Source organism: Methanosarcinales archaeon (assembly GCA_014859725.1).
GTDB lineage: Archaea > Halobacteriota > Methanosarcinia > Methanosarcinales > Methanocomedenaceae > Kmv04.
Window position 1 is genome coordinate 1 of record JACUTQ010000009.1, and the last position, 14,218, is coordinate 14,218.

At 41.1% G+C, this 14,218-nt stretch carries 20 protein-coding genes, 2 tRNA genes and 2 pseudogenes; 19 read left to right on the top strand and 5 right to left on the bottom strand.

Annotated features, from left to right (window positions below; all coding sequences use genetic code 11):
• Positions 1-32 precede the first annotated feature (32 nt).
• Positions 33-356, bottom strand: coding sequence for a DNA alkylation repair protein (locus IBX40_01605; protein MBE0523025.1), 324 nt, complete (start codon positions 354-356; stop codon positions 33-35).
• A gap of 185 nt (positions 357-541) precedes the next feature.
• Here IBX40_01605 and IBX40_01610 point away from each other — a divergent pair, with 185 nt between their 5' ends.
• Together IBX40_01610 and IBX40_01615 are read left to right on the top strand one after the other, a co-directional pair.
• Positions 542-691 (top strand): hypothetical protein, encoded by a 150-nt coding sequence (locus IBX40_01610; GenBank protein ID MBE0523026.1) that lies wholly within the window; start codon positions 542-544, stop codon positions 689-691.
• Positions 663-848 (top strand): annotated as a pseudogene (locus IBX40_01615) (DUF2283 domain-containing protein). Before IBX40_01610 ends, IBX40_01615 begins: the two are co-directional and overlap by 29 nt.
• A gap of 72 nt (positions 849-920) precedes the next feature.
• Here the strand turns inward: IBX40_01615 and IBX40_01620 are convergent.
• Positions 921-1,613, bottom strand: coding sequence for a phosphoribosyltransferase (locus IBX40_01620; protein MBE0523027.1), 693 nt, complete (start codon positions 1,611-1,613; stop codon positions 921-923).
• 243 nt (positions 1,614-1,856) lie between these two features.
• On the opposite strand from IBX40_01620, the gene IBX40_01625 reads away from it, so the two are divergent.
• The 4 genes from IBX40_01625 to IBX40_01640 all read left to right on the top strand — a co-directional run bounded on the left by IBX40_01625 (position 1,857) and on the right by IBX40_01640 (position 4,289).
• Positions 1,857-2,105 carry an HNH endonuclease gene (locus tag IBX40_01625; protein MBE0523028.1) on the top strand — a complete coding sequence of 83 codons (249 nt, stop codon included), beginning with the start codon at positions 1,857-1,859 and terminating at the stop codon, positions 2,103-2,105.
• Between the two features lie 112 nt (positions 2,106-2,217).
• Positions 2,218-3,402: a CBS domain-containing protein gene (locus IBX40_01630; protein MBE0523029.1), complete on the top strand. Its 1,185-nt coding sequence runs from the start codon at positions 2,218-2,220 to the stop codon at positions 3,400-3,402.
• Between the two features lie 11 nt (positions 3,403-3,413).
• A complete protein-coding gene (locus tag IBX40_01635) occupies positions 3,414-3,830 on the top strand; it encodes an HIT family protein (GenBank protein ID MBE0523030.1) in 417 nt (138 codons plus the stop codon).
• A 171-nt stretch (positions 3,831-4,001) separates the two neighbouring features.
• Positions 4,002-4,289 carry a sulfurtransferase TusA family protein gene (locus IBX40_01640; GenBank protein MBE0523031.1) on the top strand — a complete coding sequence of 96 codons (288 nt, stop codon included), beginning with the start codon at positions 4,002-4,004 and terminating at the stop codon, positions 4,287-4,289.
• A 7-nt stretch (positions 4,290-4,296) separates the two neighbouring features.
• On the opposite strand, the gene tgt is transcribed toward IBX40_01640, so the two are convergent.
• From tgt to IBX40_01655, 3 genes are all read right to left on the bottom strand, one after another.
• On the bottom strand, positions 4,297-5,403 hold the full coding sequence (gene tgt, locus IBX40_01645; GenBank protein ID MBE0523032.1) for a tRNA guanosine(34) transglycosylase Tgt: 1,107 nt from the start codon (positions 5,401-5,403) through the stop codon (positions 4,297-4,299).
• Entirely contained in the window at positions 5,396-6,439 is a 1,044-nt protein-coding gene (gene queA, locus IBX40_01650; protein ID MBE0523033.1) for a tRNA preQ1(34) S-adenosylmethionine ribosyltransferase-isomerase QueA, read from the bottom strand. Before queA ends, tgt begins: the two co-directional genes overlap by 8 nt.
• A 91-nt stretch (positions 6,440-6,530) precedes the next feature.
• A tRNA-Ala gene (locus tag IBX40_01655) sits at positions 6,531-6,634 on the bottom strand.
• 131 nt (positions 6,635-6,765) lie between these two features.
• Between IBX40_01655 and lysA the strand changes: the two genes are divergently transcribed.
• The 13 genes and pseudogenes from lysA (at position 6,766) to IBX40_01720 (ending at position 14,175) form a co-directional block, all read left to right on the top strand.
• The gene (lysA, locus tag IBX40_01660; GenBank protein ID MBE0523034.1) at positions 6,766-8,046 is read left to right on the top strand and encodes a diaminopimelate decarboxylase; all 1,281 of its coding nucleotides are present in this window, start codon (positions 6,766-6,768) and stop codon (positions 8,044-8,046) included.
• A 107-nt stretch (positions 8,047-8,153) separates the two neighbouring features.
• Complete coding sequence (locus IBX40_01665; GenBank protein ID MBE0523035.1) at positions 8,154-8,327, top strand: 4Fe-4S binding protein; 174 nt, start codon at positions 8,154-8,156, stop codon at positions 8,325-8,327.
• Positions 8,324-9,550, top strand: a complete 1,227-nt coding sequence (locus IBX40_01670; GenBank protein ID MBE0523036.1) for an NAD(P)/FAD-dependent oxidoreductase — start codon at positions 8,324-8,326, stop codon at positions 9,548-9,550. The genes IBX40_01665 and IBX40_01670 overlap by 4 nt, the downstream gene beginning before the upstream one ends.
• A complete protein-coding gene (locus IBX40_01675; protein MBE0523037.1) occupies positions 9,547-10,686 on the top strand; it encodes a class II fructose-bisphosphate aldolase in 1,140 nt (379 codons plus the stop codon). Before IBX40_01670 ends, IBX40_01675 begins: the two co-directional genes overlap by 4 nt.
• Before the next feature lie 202 nt (positions 10,687-10,888).
• Positions 10,889-10,987 (top strand): annotated as a pseudogene (locus tag IBX40_01680) (dihydrofolate reductase).
• Positions 10,986-11,489 (top strand): GrpB family protein, encoded by a 504-nt coding sequence (locus tag IBX40_01685; GenBank protein MBE0523038.1) that lies wholly within the window; start codon positions 10,986-10,988, stop codon positions 11,487-11,489. Before IBX40_01680 ends, IBX40_01685 begins: the two are co-directional and overlap by 2 nt.
• Positions 11,490-11,684: 195 nt before the next feature.
• Positions 11,685-12,050 (top strand): 50S ribosomal protein L18e, encoded by a 366-nt coding sequence (locus IBX40_01690; GenBank protein MBE0523039.1) that lies wholly within the window; start codon positions 11,685-11,687, stop codon positions 12,048-12,050.
• A 10-nt stretch (positions 12,051-12,060) separates the two neighbouring features.
• Positions 12,061-12,480 (top strand): 50S ribosomal protein L13, encoded by a 420-nt coding sequence (locus tag IBX40_01695; protein MBE0523040.1) that lies wholly within the window; start codon positions 12,061-12,063, stop codon positions 12,478-12,480.
• Between the two features lie 16 nt (positions 12,481-12,496).
• Positions 12,497-12,901, top strand: coding sequence for a 30S ribosomal protein S9 (locus tag IBX40_01700; GenBank protein ID MBE0523041.1), 405 nt, complete (start codon positions 12,497-12,499; stop codon positions 12,899-12,901).
• A 9-nt stretch (positions 12,902-12,910) separates the two neighbouring features.
• Positions 12,911-13,099 (top strand): DNA-directed RNA polymerase subunit N, encoded by a 189-nt coding sequence (locus IBX40_01705; protein ID MBE0523042.1) that lies wholly within the window; start codon positions 12,911-12,913, stop codon positions 13,097-13,099.
• Positions 13,099-13,173: transfer RNA gene (locus IBX40_01710), tRNA-Pro, on the top strand. Before IBX40_01705 ends, IBX40_01710 begins: the two co-directional genes overlap by 1 nt.
• A 166-nt stretch (positions 13,174-13,339) precedes the next feature.
• Positions 13,340-13,531, top strand: coding sequence for a DNA-directed RNA polymerase subunit K (locus IBX40_01715; protein MBE0523043.1), 192 nt, complete (start codon positions 13,340-13,342; stop codon positions 13,529-13,531).
• A 29-nt stretch (positions 13,532-13,560) separates the two neighbouring features.
• On the top strand, positions 13,561-14,175 hold the full coding sequence (locus tag IBX40_01720; protein ID MBE0523044.1) for a 30S ribosomal protein S2: 615 nt from the start codon (positions 13,561-13,563) through the stop codon (positions 14,173-14,175).
• Positions 14,176-14,218 lie beyond the last annotated feature (43 nt).

The window sequence follows — 14,218 nt, forward strand, 5'->3', positions numbered from 1 at the left end:
ATTCCATAAAAATATATTTTCCCATTTACCATTTAATTTGAAGAAGATACATAAAAATCAACAATTTCCTGTTTTCCATTGGAGTCCTCTTTTTTATATTTTAGGACTAAAATGAATAAAGCAGTCAATCTATATTCATGGATTTTACTTTTAAGAAGATGGCTGATATCATCCAGTATCAAACCAGTATACTTTTTTGCGACCTTGCGCTGCTCAGGTACCTTGATTCCAAGAAATATGTCACCCTCGCCATACTGGCCTTTACCTGTCTTGAAAAATTTCGATAATGTTTTGGCTTTTACTGGATCATTAAGAGTTTGAAGGTCTTTTTTTATGTTCTTAAGATTGTTGGACATATAAGTTGATATATTTTTAAGGTAAATGTGTTTTTTGTACTTAATAAAGCTGTTAATCTAATCTCTCTTATGGGAGGGCGCTTGAAAATCATGGAAAATATAAAGACTATGCTGACGACCAAGATTTCGCTAATAAAATCCTAAGTGAAGATCATTACCGGGTCCGTTTAGAGGGGAAAAATAGAATGGAATGGTTCAGCGACATCCACCATCGACTAATCAGATTTACATCTGAGCGGCAGGTACATATCGAGACTGACCATCCTGAAATGGATAGACAATTCAATAAAATAAAGGAGATATGTTATGGAAAAATAAGTGAAAATCTGGTATGATAAGGAGGGGGACTATCTTGAAGTCATATTTGAACAAAAAGCCGGATATTTCAAAGAAACTGATAATGATGCTGTAATGGAAAAGGTGGATGAGAATGCTTTGGATGAAAAACATCCAATCTCAGTGAGTCTTAAAAGTAGTGTCGCACAATGTTAGACCGGAGTTTTAAAAACGGAGAGATTCAGAGACTAAAATATCAGAAAACCATAAATGAAAAACGGAATAATTTCACAAATCCTGTTTTTTCCAAAGCGATTCCCCTCCCCTCTCTTTTTTTTTCAGCAATCCTGATATTGTCATCTGCTCCAGAATTTGAGTCAGATCGCTAAAACTGACCAATAACTGGAAATCCCTATTTAAATTCTGCTGGATCTCATTAGTATTAACGTACTTATCCCGCATCACCCGTTTGATAAATCCCGAAATATCTTCAAACGCCGCCCAGGGATATATGATCCACCGCCACTTAATAATTCTATGTACAAAGAAATCCGGTGCGAAGGTTGAACAGGTCTTGTGCTGGAGGACTGCGGTTCTAACTGATGCAGGATTGTGTTTACTCAAGTAATTCTGGGCGGCGAGCAGTGTATCTCCGGTATCGGTGATATCATCTACAAGCAGCACCTTAAGCCCTGAGATATCTGTTGATAATCCAAACTTGATATGAGCCTCTCTTTCAAGGGTAGCTGCCACACCCCAGTGTTCGATCCTTATACTGGTCAGGTCACGGAATCGCAGATAATCACATACTATCCGGGCCGGGACATATCCTCCCCTGCCGACTGCCACTATAATATCAGGTTTATATCCTGACTTATTGATTATATTTGCCAGCTGCCTGGACATTCGTAATGCTCCACCCCAGGTTATTAACTGGCACCTGAACTGATCTTTTTTCGTATAATCAGAGCCCATTTCCATAATTAAAACATTTAACTATATTATAATAACTTTTTTGTATTTTATTCACGAGATAGTACCATAAGTATGAAAATCCCTGATCTGAAAAAAAGCATGAAATATCGCAATAAGATCAAGCAACTAACGACTTTGTTCAACAGCAAGAAAGACGAACTGGCAATAGGGTGCCAGGGATATCATGACATTCTCGGGTTTGTGGACCATTGCCAGCGGTACGGGATCACGGACAGAGGCCAGGAGAAGATGCTGGATAGCTGGATAGACCTGTTAGAGCGCTGGCCCTTTGTGGGTAATGCCTCCTCGGGAACACTGTCTTATTATCAACAGCAAAAAACAATGGCAAAGCAGCACTTTAAATGTACGGTGTGCGGCCGCCCGGCTGATGAGATCCATCATAAAATTCCCAGATCAAAAGGGGGTCAGAATAATCCCCAAAATCTTGCAGCCCTATGCTTTGAATGCCATGAGAGGATACATAAAAAACAAACATAAATAAAAATAATAATAATAATGTCTGGACAGGATTTGATTTCCAGACTTAGCTATAAAAGATTAAATAATGTGAGGTTGTAAATTTATTTATAAATTATAAAGGAGAATCATTATGAAATGGTCAATTCAACTGGGTCGATTGATGGGTATTCCTATCCGGCTGCATATTACTTTTGTAATAATTCTGTTGATGTTCATATATTACTTCGCTTCAATCAGTTACAAATATGGGACATTTGTGCTTGGTTTTAATGCCTTGGACACTTCTTTTGATCTGAAATTAGTTTTCAGTGCTGTGGCTTCTATACTGTTCTTCTCAACTATCCTGTTTCATGAGTTGAGTCATTCATATGTTGCTAAACAAAACGGATTAAATATTCAGAGTATTACCCTTTTCGTCTTTGGCGGGGTAGCACAAATGGAAGAAATCCCACGAAACCCGAAATTGGAATTGAAAATGGCAGCCGCAGGTCCTATAATCAGCTTATTTATAGGTGTTATTTCCTATTTGATCTACAAATATCTTGGTCCTGTGATATTAAATAATAACTCAATGGATTTTGGTCTGTTAGAACCAAATATAATCGGAGCTTCTCTCACGAATGCTTTGCTAATAACATTGGGGATCGTATCGTTCTATAATATTGTACTGGCTATTTTTAATCTAATTCCTGCATTCCCAATGGATGGAGGCAGGATATTGCGTGCTTTATTAGCATTTTGGCTTCCATACCTGGAAGCGACCAGAACAGCAGTTGCGATCGGAAAAATGTTAGCTGTCTTTATGGCATTCTTTGGTTTTTTCTACATGCCATTTTTAATCTTTATAGCTTTTCTTATATTCTATGGAGCCAGTGGGGAAGAAAAGGAAACTATACTTGCCATTAGCCTGGAAGGCCTCAAGGTAAAAGATGTTATGACAAGTTCACGGGATATGGTCTACATTCCACCATCCTGGACCATATCCCAGCTCGTGGAGATAATGTTCAAGACCAAACATATGGGATATCCTGTTCAGGAAGGTATGGATAGTCTTCTGAAAGGAATAATAACCTTTCATGATGTACAGAAGGTACCTAAAGATCAGCACGATAATGTTAAGGTGGAAGACATTATGACAAAAGAAATTATCTCTGTAGATCCGGATGATGAAGCTTACTTTGCGCTTCAAACACTTGCCAAGAACCGTATTGGTAGACTTCTTGTTATTCGGGACGGCAGGATAGAAGGGATAGTCACTATGAAAGATATTATGAGACAGATTTTATTCAGGGATATGTATTCGAATACACAATAAGGAGATCTAATATGGATGATGACTGCATATTCTGCAAGATAATCAAAGGCGAAATCCCCAGTTATACTATTTATCAAGACAATAAGACACTGGCATTTTTAGATATCAACCCAAACAGCTTTGGACATGCCCTGATCATACCCAAACACCATGCCAGAACAATAATTGATATGCAGGATGAGGACGTGGAAGCAGTCTTCAAAACTGTCAAAAAAGTTGTTATAGCAATACAGACAGCATTAGCTCCTGATGGTTTGAACCTAGCTGTAAATCAGGGTGAAGTTGCTGGCCAGGTAGTCCAGCATTTCCACTGCCATGTGATACCAAGAACTGCCGGGGATGGGATCGAACTTACGGTGAAAGGAATTTCATTATCAACAGAGGATTTTCAGGACATTGTCAAAAGGATATCTGACCAAATCAAATAAGACAATTATTCTATCTGGCAAAAAATTGTCTTTTTGTATTATTTGAGCACTCAATAATTACAATTGGACTAATTTGAACCAGATTACGGAAAACATTAAATAAGCTAATTTCATTCTTAAAAATAAGACCAATTTGTGTTATATCAAAATTAAGAATATTTAGTGATAATTATGACATCAAATATTCCCTCATCCAATGTCCATAAAGATGTCTCTCTGAGACCATATATGCCTAATCAGGAACCGGATATTCTTGATACAAGAGGTAAATCGTGCCCAATCCCCCTATTCCTGACCAATGCGAGATTAAAACTCATGTCTCCTGGTGAGATTTTAGAAGTAATCTCAGATTGTGCTTCCCTGCTGCCAGATTTGCAATCTATTTTTAAAAAAAGATGTACAATTCTGGAAAGTATGAATAATAAATACAGCTACACGATCAGACTTCAGAAGACCTGAATCACGATTAATCTGAATTTGTATATACCTGTTTAAACTCCCTCCTGAATTCTGAAAACCTGTTTTCCAGAATTGCTATTCTAGCCTCCATCATCAGATCCTGCAGGAAATGGACATTATGAATGGATGCCAGCCTCATGGCCAGCAGTTCTGATTCCTTGAAAAGGTGGTACAGATATCCTCTGGTAAAATGCTTGCAGGTGTAGCATCCACATTCCTCATCGATAGGAGTAAAATCCTTAACCATCGAAGCACGGCGCAGGTCCATTTGCCCGTGTCTTGTAATTACTGTTTGGTGTCTCGCGTTGCGGGTCGGGAATGCACTATCAAATATATCCACACCAAGGGAAATTGAATCCAGCAATTCCATGGGAGAACCTACTCCCATCAGATATCTTGGTTTCCCGGCCGGGATCATAGGTAAATTCAGCTTTATAATCTCGTGCATGACTTCTTTTGGCTCACCTATGCTCAAACCGCCTATGCCATAACCATCAAAATCCATCTCAACCAGCCTGGCAGCACATGCTTCTCTTAGATCAGGATACGTCCCTCCCTGCAATATGGCAAATACCAGCTGGTCGTCATTACACCGGGCTTCAAGGCAGCGCCTGGCCCAGTCCACTGTCCTGCAGACCGATTCAATTCCTTCCTCATGATTACTGCCCCAGGGTGGACAATCGTCCAGCACCATGGCCACGTCAGAACCCAGGCTGCCCTGTATCTCCATGCACAGCTCAGGCGTGTACATATACCGTTCACCGTCCCTGGAATTAAAATAATTGATCCCCTGGTTGTTCAATTTGAATTTGAACTCCTTTCTCAGTATCTGGAAACCGCCGCTATCTGTGAAGATGGCCCCGTCCCAGGACATGAATTTATGCAGTCCTCCTGCTTCTTCTATTACTTCATGACCTGGACTTAGGTACAGGTGAAATGCATTACTGATAATAGCCTGGGTACCCATTTCCATGATCTCACCAGGGGTCAGCGTTTTTATTGTGGCTTTGGTAGCTACAGGCATGAAAGCCGGAGTATCGACTGTCTGGTGAGCTGTAGTAAGTTTTCCTACCCTGGCATCTGTCGCAGTATCCTGACGGACGATTTCAAACATGTTTGACCTCATGGTTACTCATTATCAACATGGCATCTCCAAAGCTGTAGAACTGGTAATCATTATTTATAGCCTCCTGATAGGCATTCATTATTGTTGCTTTGCCAATAAAGGCACTGACCAGCATTAGCAGTGTGGATTTTGGGAGGTGGAAGTTAGTTATCAAAGCGCTCATTGGAGTGCTAAATTCATGTGGGGGGTGGATAAAGATCTCACTATATCCTTCAGAAGGTAGGATCGTACCGTTTTTCCAGGTTGCACTTTCCAGTGCCCTGACAGATGTGGTACCCACCACGATTATCCTGCCTTTGTTTGCAATGGTCTCATTTATACGATCAGCAGCTGCCTGGTCAATAATATAATATTCTGACTCCATTATATGTTCTTCTACATTGTCAGCACTAACAGGCATGAACGTACCAATACCGACATGCAGTGTGATACAGACCAGTTTCGCCCCTGTCTCCCTGATCCTGGCCAGCAGTTCCGGGGTAAAATGCAATCCGGCTGTGGGTGCGGCAATTGAACCTTTATTATTGGAATAAACTGTCTGATATCGTTCACCATCGTCCAAGTGCTCCTTGATATAAGGAGGCAGGGGCATTATTCCGATTTCCTGCAGGTGGTCTTCCAGGTTGCCATTACAATGGAAGGTGATGTTGTAACGGTATCCTGTATGGGATGCTACTTTTTCTATTACAGTACCGTTTATTCCATTATCGAAATTTATTATCCCCCCTTCCTTAAGCCTGCCTTTTACCAGACATTCGTAACGATTTTCACCTAATCGTTTTACCAGCAGTACCTCCACTTTTCCGCCTGTTATTTTTGTACCGGGCAGCCTTGCCGGTATAACCCTGCTCTCATTCAGTATGAGCAGATCTCCAGGTTTTAGAAAATCAGGCAGGTCATGGAATCTTCTATGGTATATCCCATTGTTATCTAACACCATCAATTTGCTGGAATCCCTTGGACTAGCAGGACTCTGTGCGATCATATGCTGCGGGAGGTGATAATTAAAATCAGTTAATTTCATTTGGTGCTGGAATACGCGATAATGTGATTAAAACAATGTGGTCAATAATATCCTTTTTTTTGTAATCTCTTGTTATTTTTATAAAAAAATATGGACCGGTCGGGAATTGAACCCGAGGCCTCTACCATTCAGGTCGAATAGGCACAAAACCTGCTCGATTGCCAAGGTAGCGATCTTCCCCTGATCTACCGGCCCGCCTTTTGGGGTGTTCTGTCATATATCCAATATGAAATAAAGCTTTTGTTTATGGAATCTGAAAAGGTTTTTATCATATTATTCTAAATTTAGCCTAGGAATCAGATAACATCATAATTAAGGAGATTTTAATGTTTACCATAAAGAACCATTTGGAAAAGCGTAATGGGCACCTTACTATTGCTGGAATAGATACAGTTGAGCTTGCTGAACAATACGGAACACCGTTGTATGTTACCAATGAACAGCGGATCAGGGATAATTTCCGCAGATATAAACAGGCATTTCCAGAAGCAGACTTATATTATGCTGCTAAAGCCAATGGCAACTTTACAATCCTGCGCATCCTGGCCCAGGAAGGAGCCGGAGCTGATGTTTTTGGTGATGGTGAACTTTACCTGGCACTGCTGGCAGGGATAAAAAAGGATAAGATATTATTTAACGGCAACTCCAAAACAGACAGGGAACTAGAGATGGCAGTGGAAACTGGAGTACGCATCTCAGTTGATTCTCTTGATGAACTCCATACATTGAGTCGGATCGCCTCTTCACAAAAAAAGACTGCTGATATCGCATTCAGGGTTAATCCTGATATCTCCCCAAAGACACATCCCAAGATCAGTACAGGTCTTAAAACTTCTAAATTCGGGATACCCCATGAAGAAGTGGTGGAAGCTTACAAGGAGGCAGTTGAGCTTGCAGGGATAAATCCAATAGGTATGCACTGTCATATCGGCAGCCAGATACTTGATACATCTCCTTTTGGTGAAGCAGTCAATCGCATGATGGACCTGGTGGAACAGGTTACACGCTTGGGAGTAAAACTTGAGTTTTTAGATATCGGTTCCGGTTTGGGTATACCATATAAAAAAGGCGAGGTAGCGCCCTCACCACAGGACCTGGCTGATAAGGTTCTCCCCATATTTAATATTTGTTCAAAAGCAATGGGTGAGAACCTGAAACTGATCATCGAACCAGGAAGATATATTATGGGGGATACCACAATCCTGCTGACCACGGTAAATACCGTCAAGGAAGCAGCCAAAAAGTTCGTAGGTGTTGATGCAGGATTTAACCTGCTGATAAGACCTGCCATGTATGACAGCTACCATCATGTAGTCCTGGCTAACAAGGTGGATGCACCTGTCTCAGGAATCTATACAGTCGTAGGTCCGATCTGCGAGACCGGGGACATTCTGGCCAATGATAGGGAACTACCTGCTGTTGAAAAAGACGACATTATTGCAGTCCTTGATTCCGGAGCATATGGTTTTAGTATGAGCAGCCAATACAATGGACGTCCCAGGTGTCCCGAACTTCTGGTAAATGATGGAAAAGTGGATGTGATCCGGAAAGGCGAAAATTTCGATGATCTGATGGCAAACCAGCTGGTTCCTGATAGATTCCTATAATCTCATATTTGACTCTTATTTTCGATTCTACTAACCTTATTCGACAAATATAAATGTATTCGAAATGTTACTATGGTTATCTCATTATCATATTGGAGCGATAATCTTTGGCGGTCAGTGTAAATCGAAATAAATGCGGATATTGTGGTGCTTGTGTTAGTGTGTGTCCTCCCGGTGCTCTTGAATTAATTGAAACCTGGATCGAAGTGGACGATGCATGCAATAACTGCGGTATATGCACTAAAATATGTCCGGTTGGTGCTCTGGAGGTCGCCAAATGAAGGATCGCTATGATATGATCGTGGTCGGGGCGGGCCCAGGAGGGTCAATCACGGCGAAGACTGCAGCAAAAGCGGGATTGGATGTGCTGTTGATCGAAAAAAGGCAGCAGATCGGAGATCCGGTACGATGTGCTGAAGGTGTTAATAAAGAACTGTTATCTACATACATAAAACCTGATCCGGCATGGATCTCAGCCGATGTTATAGGTTCCAGGATATTTTCTCCGGACGGGACTATGATAGAGATGGGAGAAAAACTTTCAGGTGCTGAAGTGGGATATATGCTGGAACGAAAGGTGTTCGACCGGGCACTGGCCAGGGAAGCGGCAAATGCCGGTGTTGAAATCATGGTCAAGACCCGGGCTACCGGGTTGTTGATGAATGAGGGGTATGTATGCGGTATAAAGGCCCAACATATGGGTAATAATTATGAGATCAAATCAAAGATCGTAGTTGGTGCTGACGGTATAGAATCTAAAGTGGGCCGTTGGGCAGGTATTGACACATCACTAAAACCAATTGACGTGTGCACATGCGTCCAGTATCTTATGACAAATATCGATTTTGACCCGGAATTTTGTGAGTTCCATCTTGGAACTGAAATTGCCCCGTCAGGTTACATCTGGGTATTTCCGAAAGGTAATGGTTCCGCCAATGTGGGTATCGGTATAACTGGAGATAAATCCACAAATGGCAGTGTAAAAAAATTGCTTGATAAATTTGTTGAAAGACGTTTTCCAGAAGGAATAATCATTGAGTTTATAGTGGGAGGTGTACCGGTTAGCAGGAATATAAAGAGGGCAGTGGTCAATGGTCTTATGCTGGTGGGGGATGCAGCCCACCAATCGGATCCGCTAACAGGCGGCGGCATTATTAATTCTATGTGGGCAGGGGAAATGGCTGGAAGAGTAGGAGTAAAAGCCATCAATGCCAATGATGTTTCTGCAGAGTTTCTACAGAAATATGAAAAAGAGTGGCGCAGTGAACTGGGAAGGGATCTGAGTTTGAGTTATATTGTCAAAGAAAGGTTCAGGAAACTTACTGATGAAGACCTGAATACTCTGGGACATTCACTTGAAAGTGTAGACCTGAAAAACCTTTCACTCCCCGGGTTATTATGGGCCCTGTTCAAAGCAAATAAGAAATTGTTATGGGATTTGAGACACATTTTTAAAGATATAAAAGAAATTAAGGACATAGAAAAAGCAGAGGTGGGTATATGATAAGAAATGATTATGGACCAAAACCAGGTTCTTTACTTTTTAACAGTCTTAAAGACGAAAATGCAATCATCATGGCCGATAACCCCAGGATTACACTTGTACTTAATGGGATTTTCCAGGCTGCAAAGGATATGGATGCCGCTTTAATAATTGAACTGGCCAGGTCCGAGTGCGACCTGAAAGGTGGATATACCGGGCTCACCCCAGCCGAGTTTTCCAAGAGGTCCATAGAGACAGCAGAGGAAGTAGGTTTCGACATTTGGGCACTTCATGCAGATCATATCGGGATCAAGAAAGGTACGGACGAGGATATAGAAGCGACAAAGGAACTTGTGAGCGGCCAGATCGATGCGGGTTATACCTCTTTTGCCATTGATGCATCCCATCTGTTCAATTTTCGGGGCGGTAACCTGCGGGAAGAACTGGCAGATAATATCAATGCTACTGTGAAGATAGGTAAGCATATCGAAGAGAGAATGGATGGAAAGGAATATGGCCTTGAAGTGGAGGTCGGTGAGATCGGCAGAGAGGACGAACAAGGTCGGGTGCTCACACAACCTGAAGAAGCAGTTACATTTATTAAGGCATTGAACGAGAACGGGGTCTATCCTCATGTGATTGCTATTGCTAATGGAAGCGCCCACGGGAATACCTACGATGCTCTGGGAAACCTGATAGAACAGGTCTCAATCGATATTCAAAAGACCATAGCAGTGGCAAAGGCATTGAAGGATAATAATCTGAATGTGAGGATTGCACAACACGGCATTACAGGTACACCCAGGGATTTGATACTCAATCACTTCCCTCATGGGGATATTGTTAAAGGCAATGTGGCTACTTTCTACCAGAATATGGTGTGGGATCTTTTCAAAATATATGAGCCTGAGCTATACCAGGATGTCTGGAACTGGACACTGGAAAACTATAGAAAAGCGGCCCCTGATAAATCAGATAATGAAATATTTGGCAAGTATAGTAAGATGGCCATCAAGCAGTTCTTTGATAGAATATATGCAGTGAACGAGGATACCAGAAAGATCATTGATGCCATGGCCTATGCAGAGACGCTTATTTTCCTGAAGGCGTTTAAGGCACAGGGTACTGCGCAGATGGTCAGGAATGCTATGAAATAATTATCCTAATACCGTGTCTGCAGGATGGACGTTCTATTGCTCCCTGGGCGATCCAGTATGATGCCCGGGAATTTTATTCTAGGGTCGTGACTACAAACCTTAGGAGTTTAATTCTCGTATAAGGAATTGGGAATCCAATGCAATTTTTATTTCAGGCATTGAACCTAAGATTTATTAACGGTTTACATTAACAACTAATCATATGGATAAAAAAATAATCCTTTACATCGCGATAAGCCTTGATGGATTTATTGCAAAAGAAGATGGAAGTCTTGATTGGCTAACAAGATACGAAAATAATGGCCGCTTTTTTACGCAGGAAATTGCCTCATGATCTAATCAAAAGAATTGAGCATTTTGGTAGTACGGCGGTCCCCGGACTTTCTGCAAAGCCAATCATTGATATTTTAGTGGAAGTAACGAGCTTAGAAGAAACTAAAAAGCAAATCGTGCCTATATTAGAAAATGAAGGATATGAATATTTCTGGCGTCCGGCTTTTGGTGATGATGGGCCGCCATACTACGCTTGGCTTATCAAACGAAATTCTAAAAGCAAACGCACACATCACATTCATATGTTCGAGGAAGATTCTGAATTATGGGACCGGCTTTATTTCAGAGATTATCTTCGGCAATTTCCCGATAAAGCTAAGTGCTACGATGAATTAAAGATAAATCTGTCTGAAAAATATCCAAATGATAGAATTGAATACACTGAAGAAAAAAGCGACTTCATTTTGTTAATCACTAAAAAGGCAAAGGAATATTATAAATCGCAATCCACAACAAATTATTTATATTGACAAGTATAATGAAGGGCACCAATATATCGGGATTACCGGTATATCACTAGATGCATCAGTGTTAACATTGTTTTGATTTCAATTTAACACGACCGTAGGGGTTGCAAAATCCCATGGCACATGGACAAAATCGTCCGAACGCAACCTAAGTTTGCGTGAGTCAGGCCCATTTTGGGTCAAACGGAGGACTAACGTTTGAGTAAAAATATAAAAAAGACAAATCCACGGATCATTAGTCTTATTAATGACCTTAAGACCATTTCCAGAGAAAATGGGGTAAATATCTGGAGGGATATCGCAAAGCGAATGGAAAGGCCCACCAGAAATTATTCTGAAGTCAATTTGAGCAAGATAAACAGAAATACCAATGCAGATGAGACTGTATTAATTCCTGGAAAAGTACTGGGTGCAGGCAGCATTGAACACAAGCTGACTGTTGCAGCACTAAGTTTCAGTGACGGTGCGATAGAGAAGATATTGGAAAAAGGGGGCTTATGCCTCACTATCGAAGAGCTGGTCAAATCAAATCCTAACGGCTCAGGTATAAAAATAATGCAGTGAGGTTTGTGAAATGACAGTAATTAATGCAGATGGGATGATATTGGGACGACTTTCCAGTATCGTAGCTAAAAGACTTTTAGAAGGAGAAGAGATCAACATTGTGAATGCCGAGTTGACTATCGTTTCTGGCTCCAAAGTTACAACCTTTACTGAATATAAACAGGATGTTGACAGGGGTAATAAGGAATTTGGACCGTATTTCCCGAAACGTCCAGATCAATTATTAAAAAGGACTATACGAGGCATGCTCCCATACAAGAAAGCACGAGGCAAGGACAGCATGTTAAGACTTAAGACCTATATTGGTGTACCCGAGGAATTGAACAATGAAGAATTCGAAACCATCGAGAAAGCAAACATTAACCGACTGAGTTCTGTCAAGTATATGAAACTAGAAGAACTATGTCATAAACTGGGTGCAAAATTCTAATCTGGAGGGGTGAAAATTGGTAAAAATTATCAATACATCAGGAAAAAAGAAGACTGCTATTGCAAGAGCAACATTTAAAGATGGGAAAGGGCGAATCAGAATAAACAAAAAACCCCTTGAGATTCACGAACCTGAGATCGCACGACTTAAGATCATGGAATCATTAACCTTTGTTGATGATAAAGTAATATCAAAGATAGACATTGATGTGAATGTGCAAGGGGGGGGTGTAATTGGGCAGGCAGATGCAGTTAGAACTGCTGTTGGCAAAGGACTTGTTGAATGGACAGGTGATCTTGCACTAAAAGATGCAATGCTCAGTTATGATAGAAACCTTCTGGTCAACGATTCCAGACAGAAAGAAACAAAGAAATTCGGCGGTCCAGGTGCAAGAGCCAAGACCCAGAAATCATACAGGTGAATTAATAGGATGATTCCAGTACGATGTTTCACATGCGGGAAAGTAATTTCCAGCGTGTGGGAAGAATATGAGAGGCGAGTTGCTGAGTTTGAAGACCCCGGCAAGGTCATGGACGACCTTGGTGTTGAAAGATACTGCTGTCGCAGGATGCTTCTTACTCATATTAAGCTGGTGGATACTTTAGCCCCATATCAATAGGGGTTGTAGGGTAGCCTGGACCATCCTACGGCGTTCGGGACGCCGTAACCTGAGTTCGAATCTCAGCAACCCCATCTCTATTCCAGAGGAATCTGAGTCAAATGAAGGTTATAGAATCGAAATGAAACCATTCCCGGAGGGACTCCGGGAGAATAAATAAAATTACTGTTAGGATTAATGTAAAATACTGTTATTAACAGACCATTTTTGGTTCAAGTATTGTTGTTGTAGGTGAGACTTTTGAAAATTGAGAAATATACCCGTTACGAACGTGCACGTATCATCGGTGCCCGTGCATTGCAGATATCAATGGGAGCACCTGTGCTTTTAGAAGATGATTCCGGTGAACCTATCGATATCGCTTTGAGAGAACTGGAATTGGGAATCATACCAATAACGGTAAAAAGAACCCAGAAAGTAAAAACAACGTGAAAAAATAATCATAATCAAAAGGTGAAATAATGGAAGTTGAAAGTGATGTAGTAAAAGATATCGGTTATAATTCCATCATCCCACTAGACGAATTCTTGGCTGCTGGAATTCATATTGGTACCCAGCAGAAGACAAAAGACATGATGAGATTCGTCTACAGGGTTAGGACTGACGGGCTGTATGTTCTGGATATCCAGTCAACAGATGAAAGAATACGAATGGCAGCAGCTATGCTTGCAAAATATGATCCCACTAAGATACTGCTCGTATCAGCCAGGCAGTATGGACACCATCCTGTCAAAATGTTTGCAAAAACCATTGGTGCTAAAGCCAATGTGGGCAGGTTCATACCTGGTACCCTCACAAACCCTATTCTGGATATCTATACAGAACCCGATATCATGATGGTGACCGATCCACACGGTGATGCTCAGGCAGTTAAAGAAGCGGTAAGTGTAGGTATTCCGGTGATCGCTTTATGTGATACAAATAATTCCACCTCAAATGTCGATCTAATAATACCTACAAACAACAAAGGACGAAAAGCCCTTTCACTGGTTTATTTCCTTTTATCAAAACAGACAGCTGAACTAAAAGTGATTCCTTTTAACCTGACAATGGAAGATTTCGAAACAGAGCTTTAAGAAATAATGAATCAAAAAATCCTTATTTAAAGGCGGTGGAAGT

Bases quoted from the DNA above. Each gene is read 5' to 3' on its own strand.
- IBX40_01605 (MBE0523025.1), bottom strand. From the start codon at position 356: ATGTCCAACAATCTTAAGAACATAAAAAAAGACCTTCAAACTCTTAAT.
- IBX40_01610 (MBE0523026.1), top strand. From the start codon at position 542: ATGGAATGGTTCAGCGACATCCACCATCGACTAATCAGATTTACATCT.
- IBX40_01620 (MBE0523027.1), bottom strand. From the start codon at position 1,613: ATGGAAATGGGCTCTGATTATACGAAAAAAGATCAGTTCAGGTGCCAG.
- IBX40_01625 (MBE0523028.1), top strand. From the start codon at position 1,857: ATGCTGGATAGCTGGATAGACCTGTTAGAGCGCTGGCCCTTTGTGGGT.
- IBX40_01630 (MBE0523029.1), top strand. From the start codon at position 2,218: ATGAAATGGTCAATTCAACTGGGTCGATTGATGGGTATTCCTATCCGG.
- IBX40_01635 (MBE0523030.1), top strand. From the start codon at position 3,414: ATGGATGATGACTGCATATTCTGCAAGATAATCAAAGGCGAAATCCCC.
- IBX40_01640 (MBE0523031.1), top strand. From the start codon at position 4,002: ATGACATCAAATATTCCCTCATCCAATGTCCATAAAGATGTCTCTCTG.
- tgt (MBE0523032.1), bottom strand. From the start codon at position 5,403: ATGTTTGAAATCGTCCGTCAGGATACTGCGACAGATGCCAGGGTAGGA.
- queA (MBE0523033.1), bottom strand. From the start codon at position 6,439: ATGAAATTAACTGATTTTAATTATCACCTCCCGCAGCATATGATCGCA.
- lysA (MBE0523034.1), top strand. From the start codon at position 6,766: ATGTTTACCATAAAGAACCATTTGGAAAAGCGTAATGGGCACCTTACT.
- IBX40_01670 (MBE0523036.1), top strand. From the start codon at position 8,324: ATGAAGGATCGCTATGATATGATCGTGGTCGGGGCGGGCCCAGGAGGG.
- IBX40_01675 (MBE0523037.1), top strand. From the start codon at position 9,547: ATGATAAGAAATGATTATGGACCAAAACCAGGTTCTTTACTTTTTAAC.
- IBX40_01685 (MBE0523038.1), top strand. From the start codon at position 10,986: ATGGCCGCTTTTTTACGCAGGAAATTGCCTCATGATCTAATCAAAAGA.
- IBX40_01695 (MBE0523040.1), top strand. From the start codon at position 12,061: ATGACAGTAATTAATGCAGATGGGATGATATTGGGACGACTTTCCAGT.
- IBX40_01705 (MBE0523042.1), top strand. From the start codon at position 12,911: ATGATTCCAGTACGATGTTTCACATGCGGGAAAGTAATTTCCAGCGTG.
- IBX40_01720 (MBE0523044.1), top strand. From the start codon at position 13,561: ATGGAAGTTGAAAGTGATGTAGTAAAAGATATCGGTTATAATTCCATC.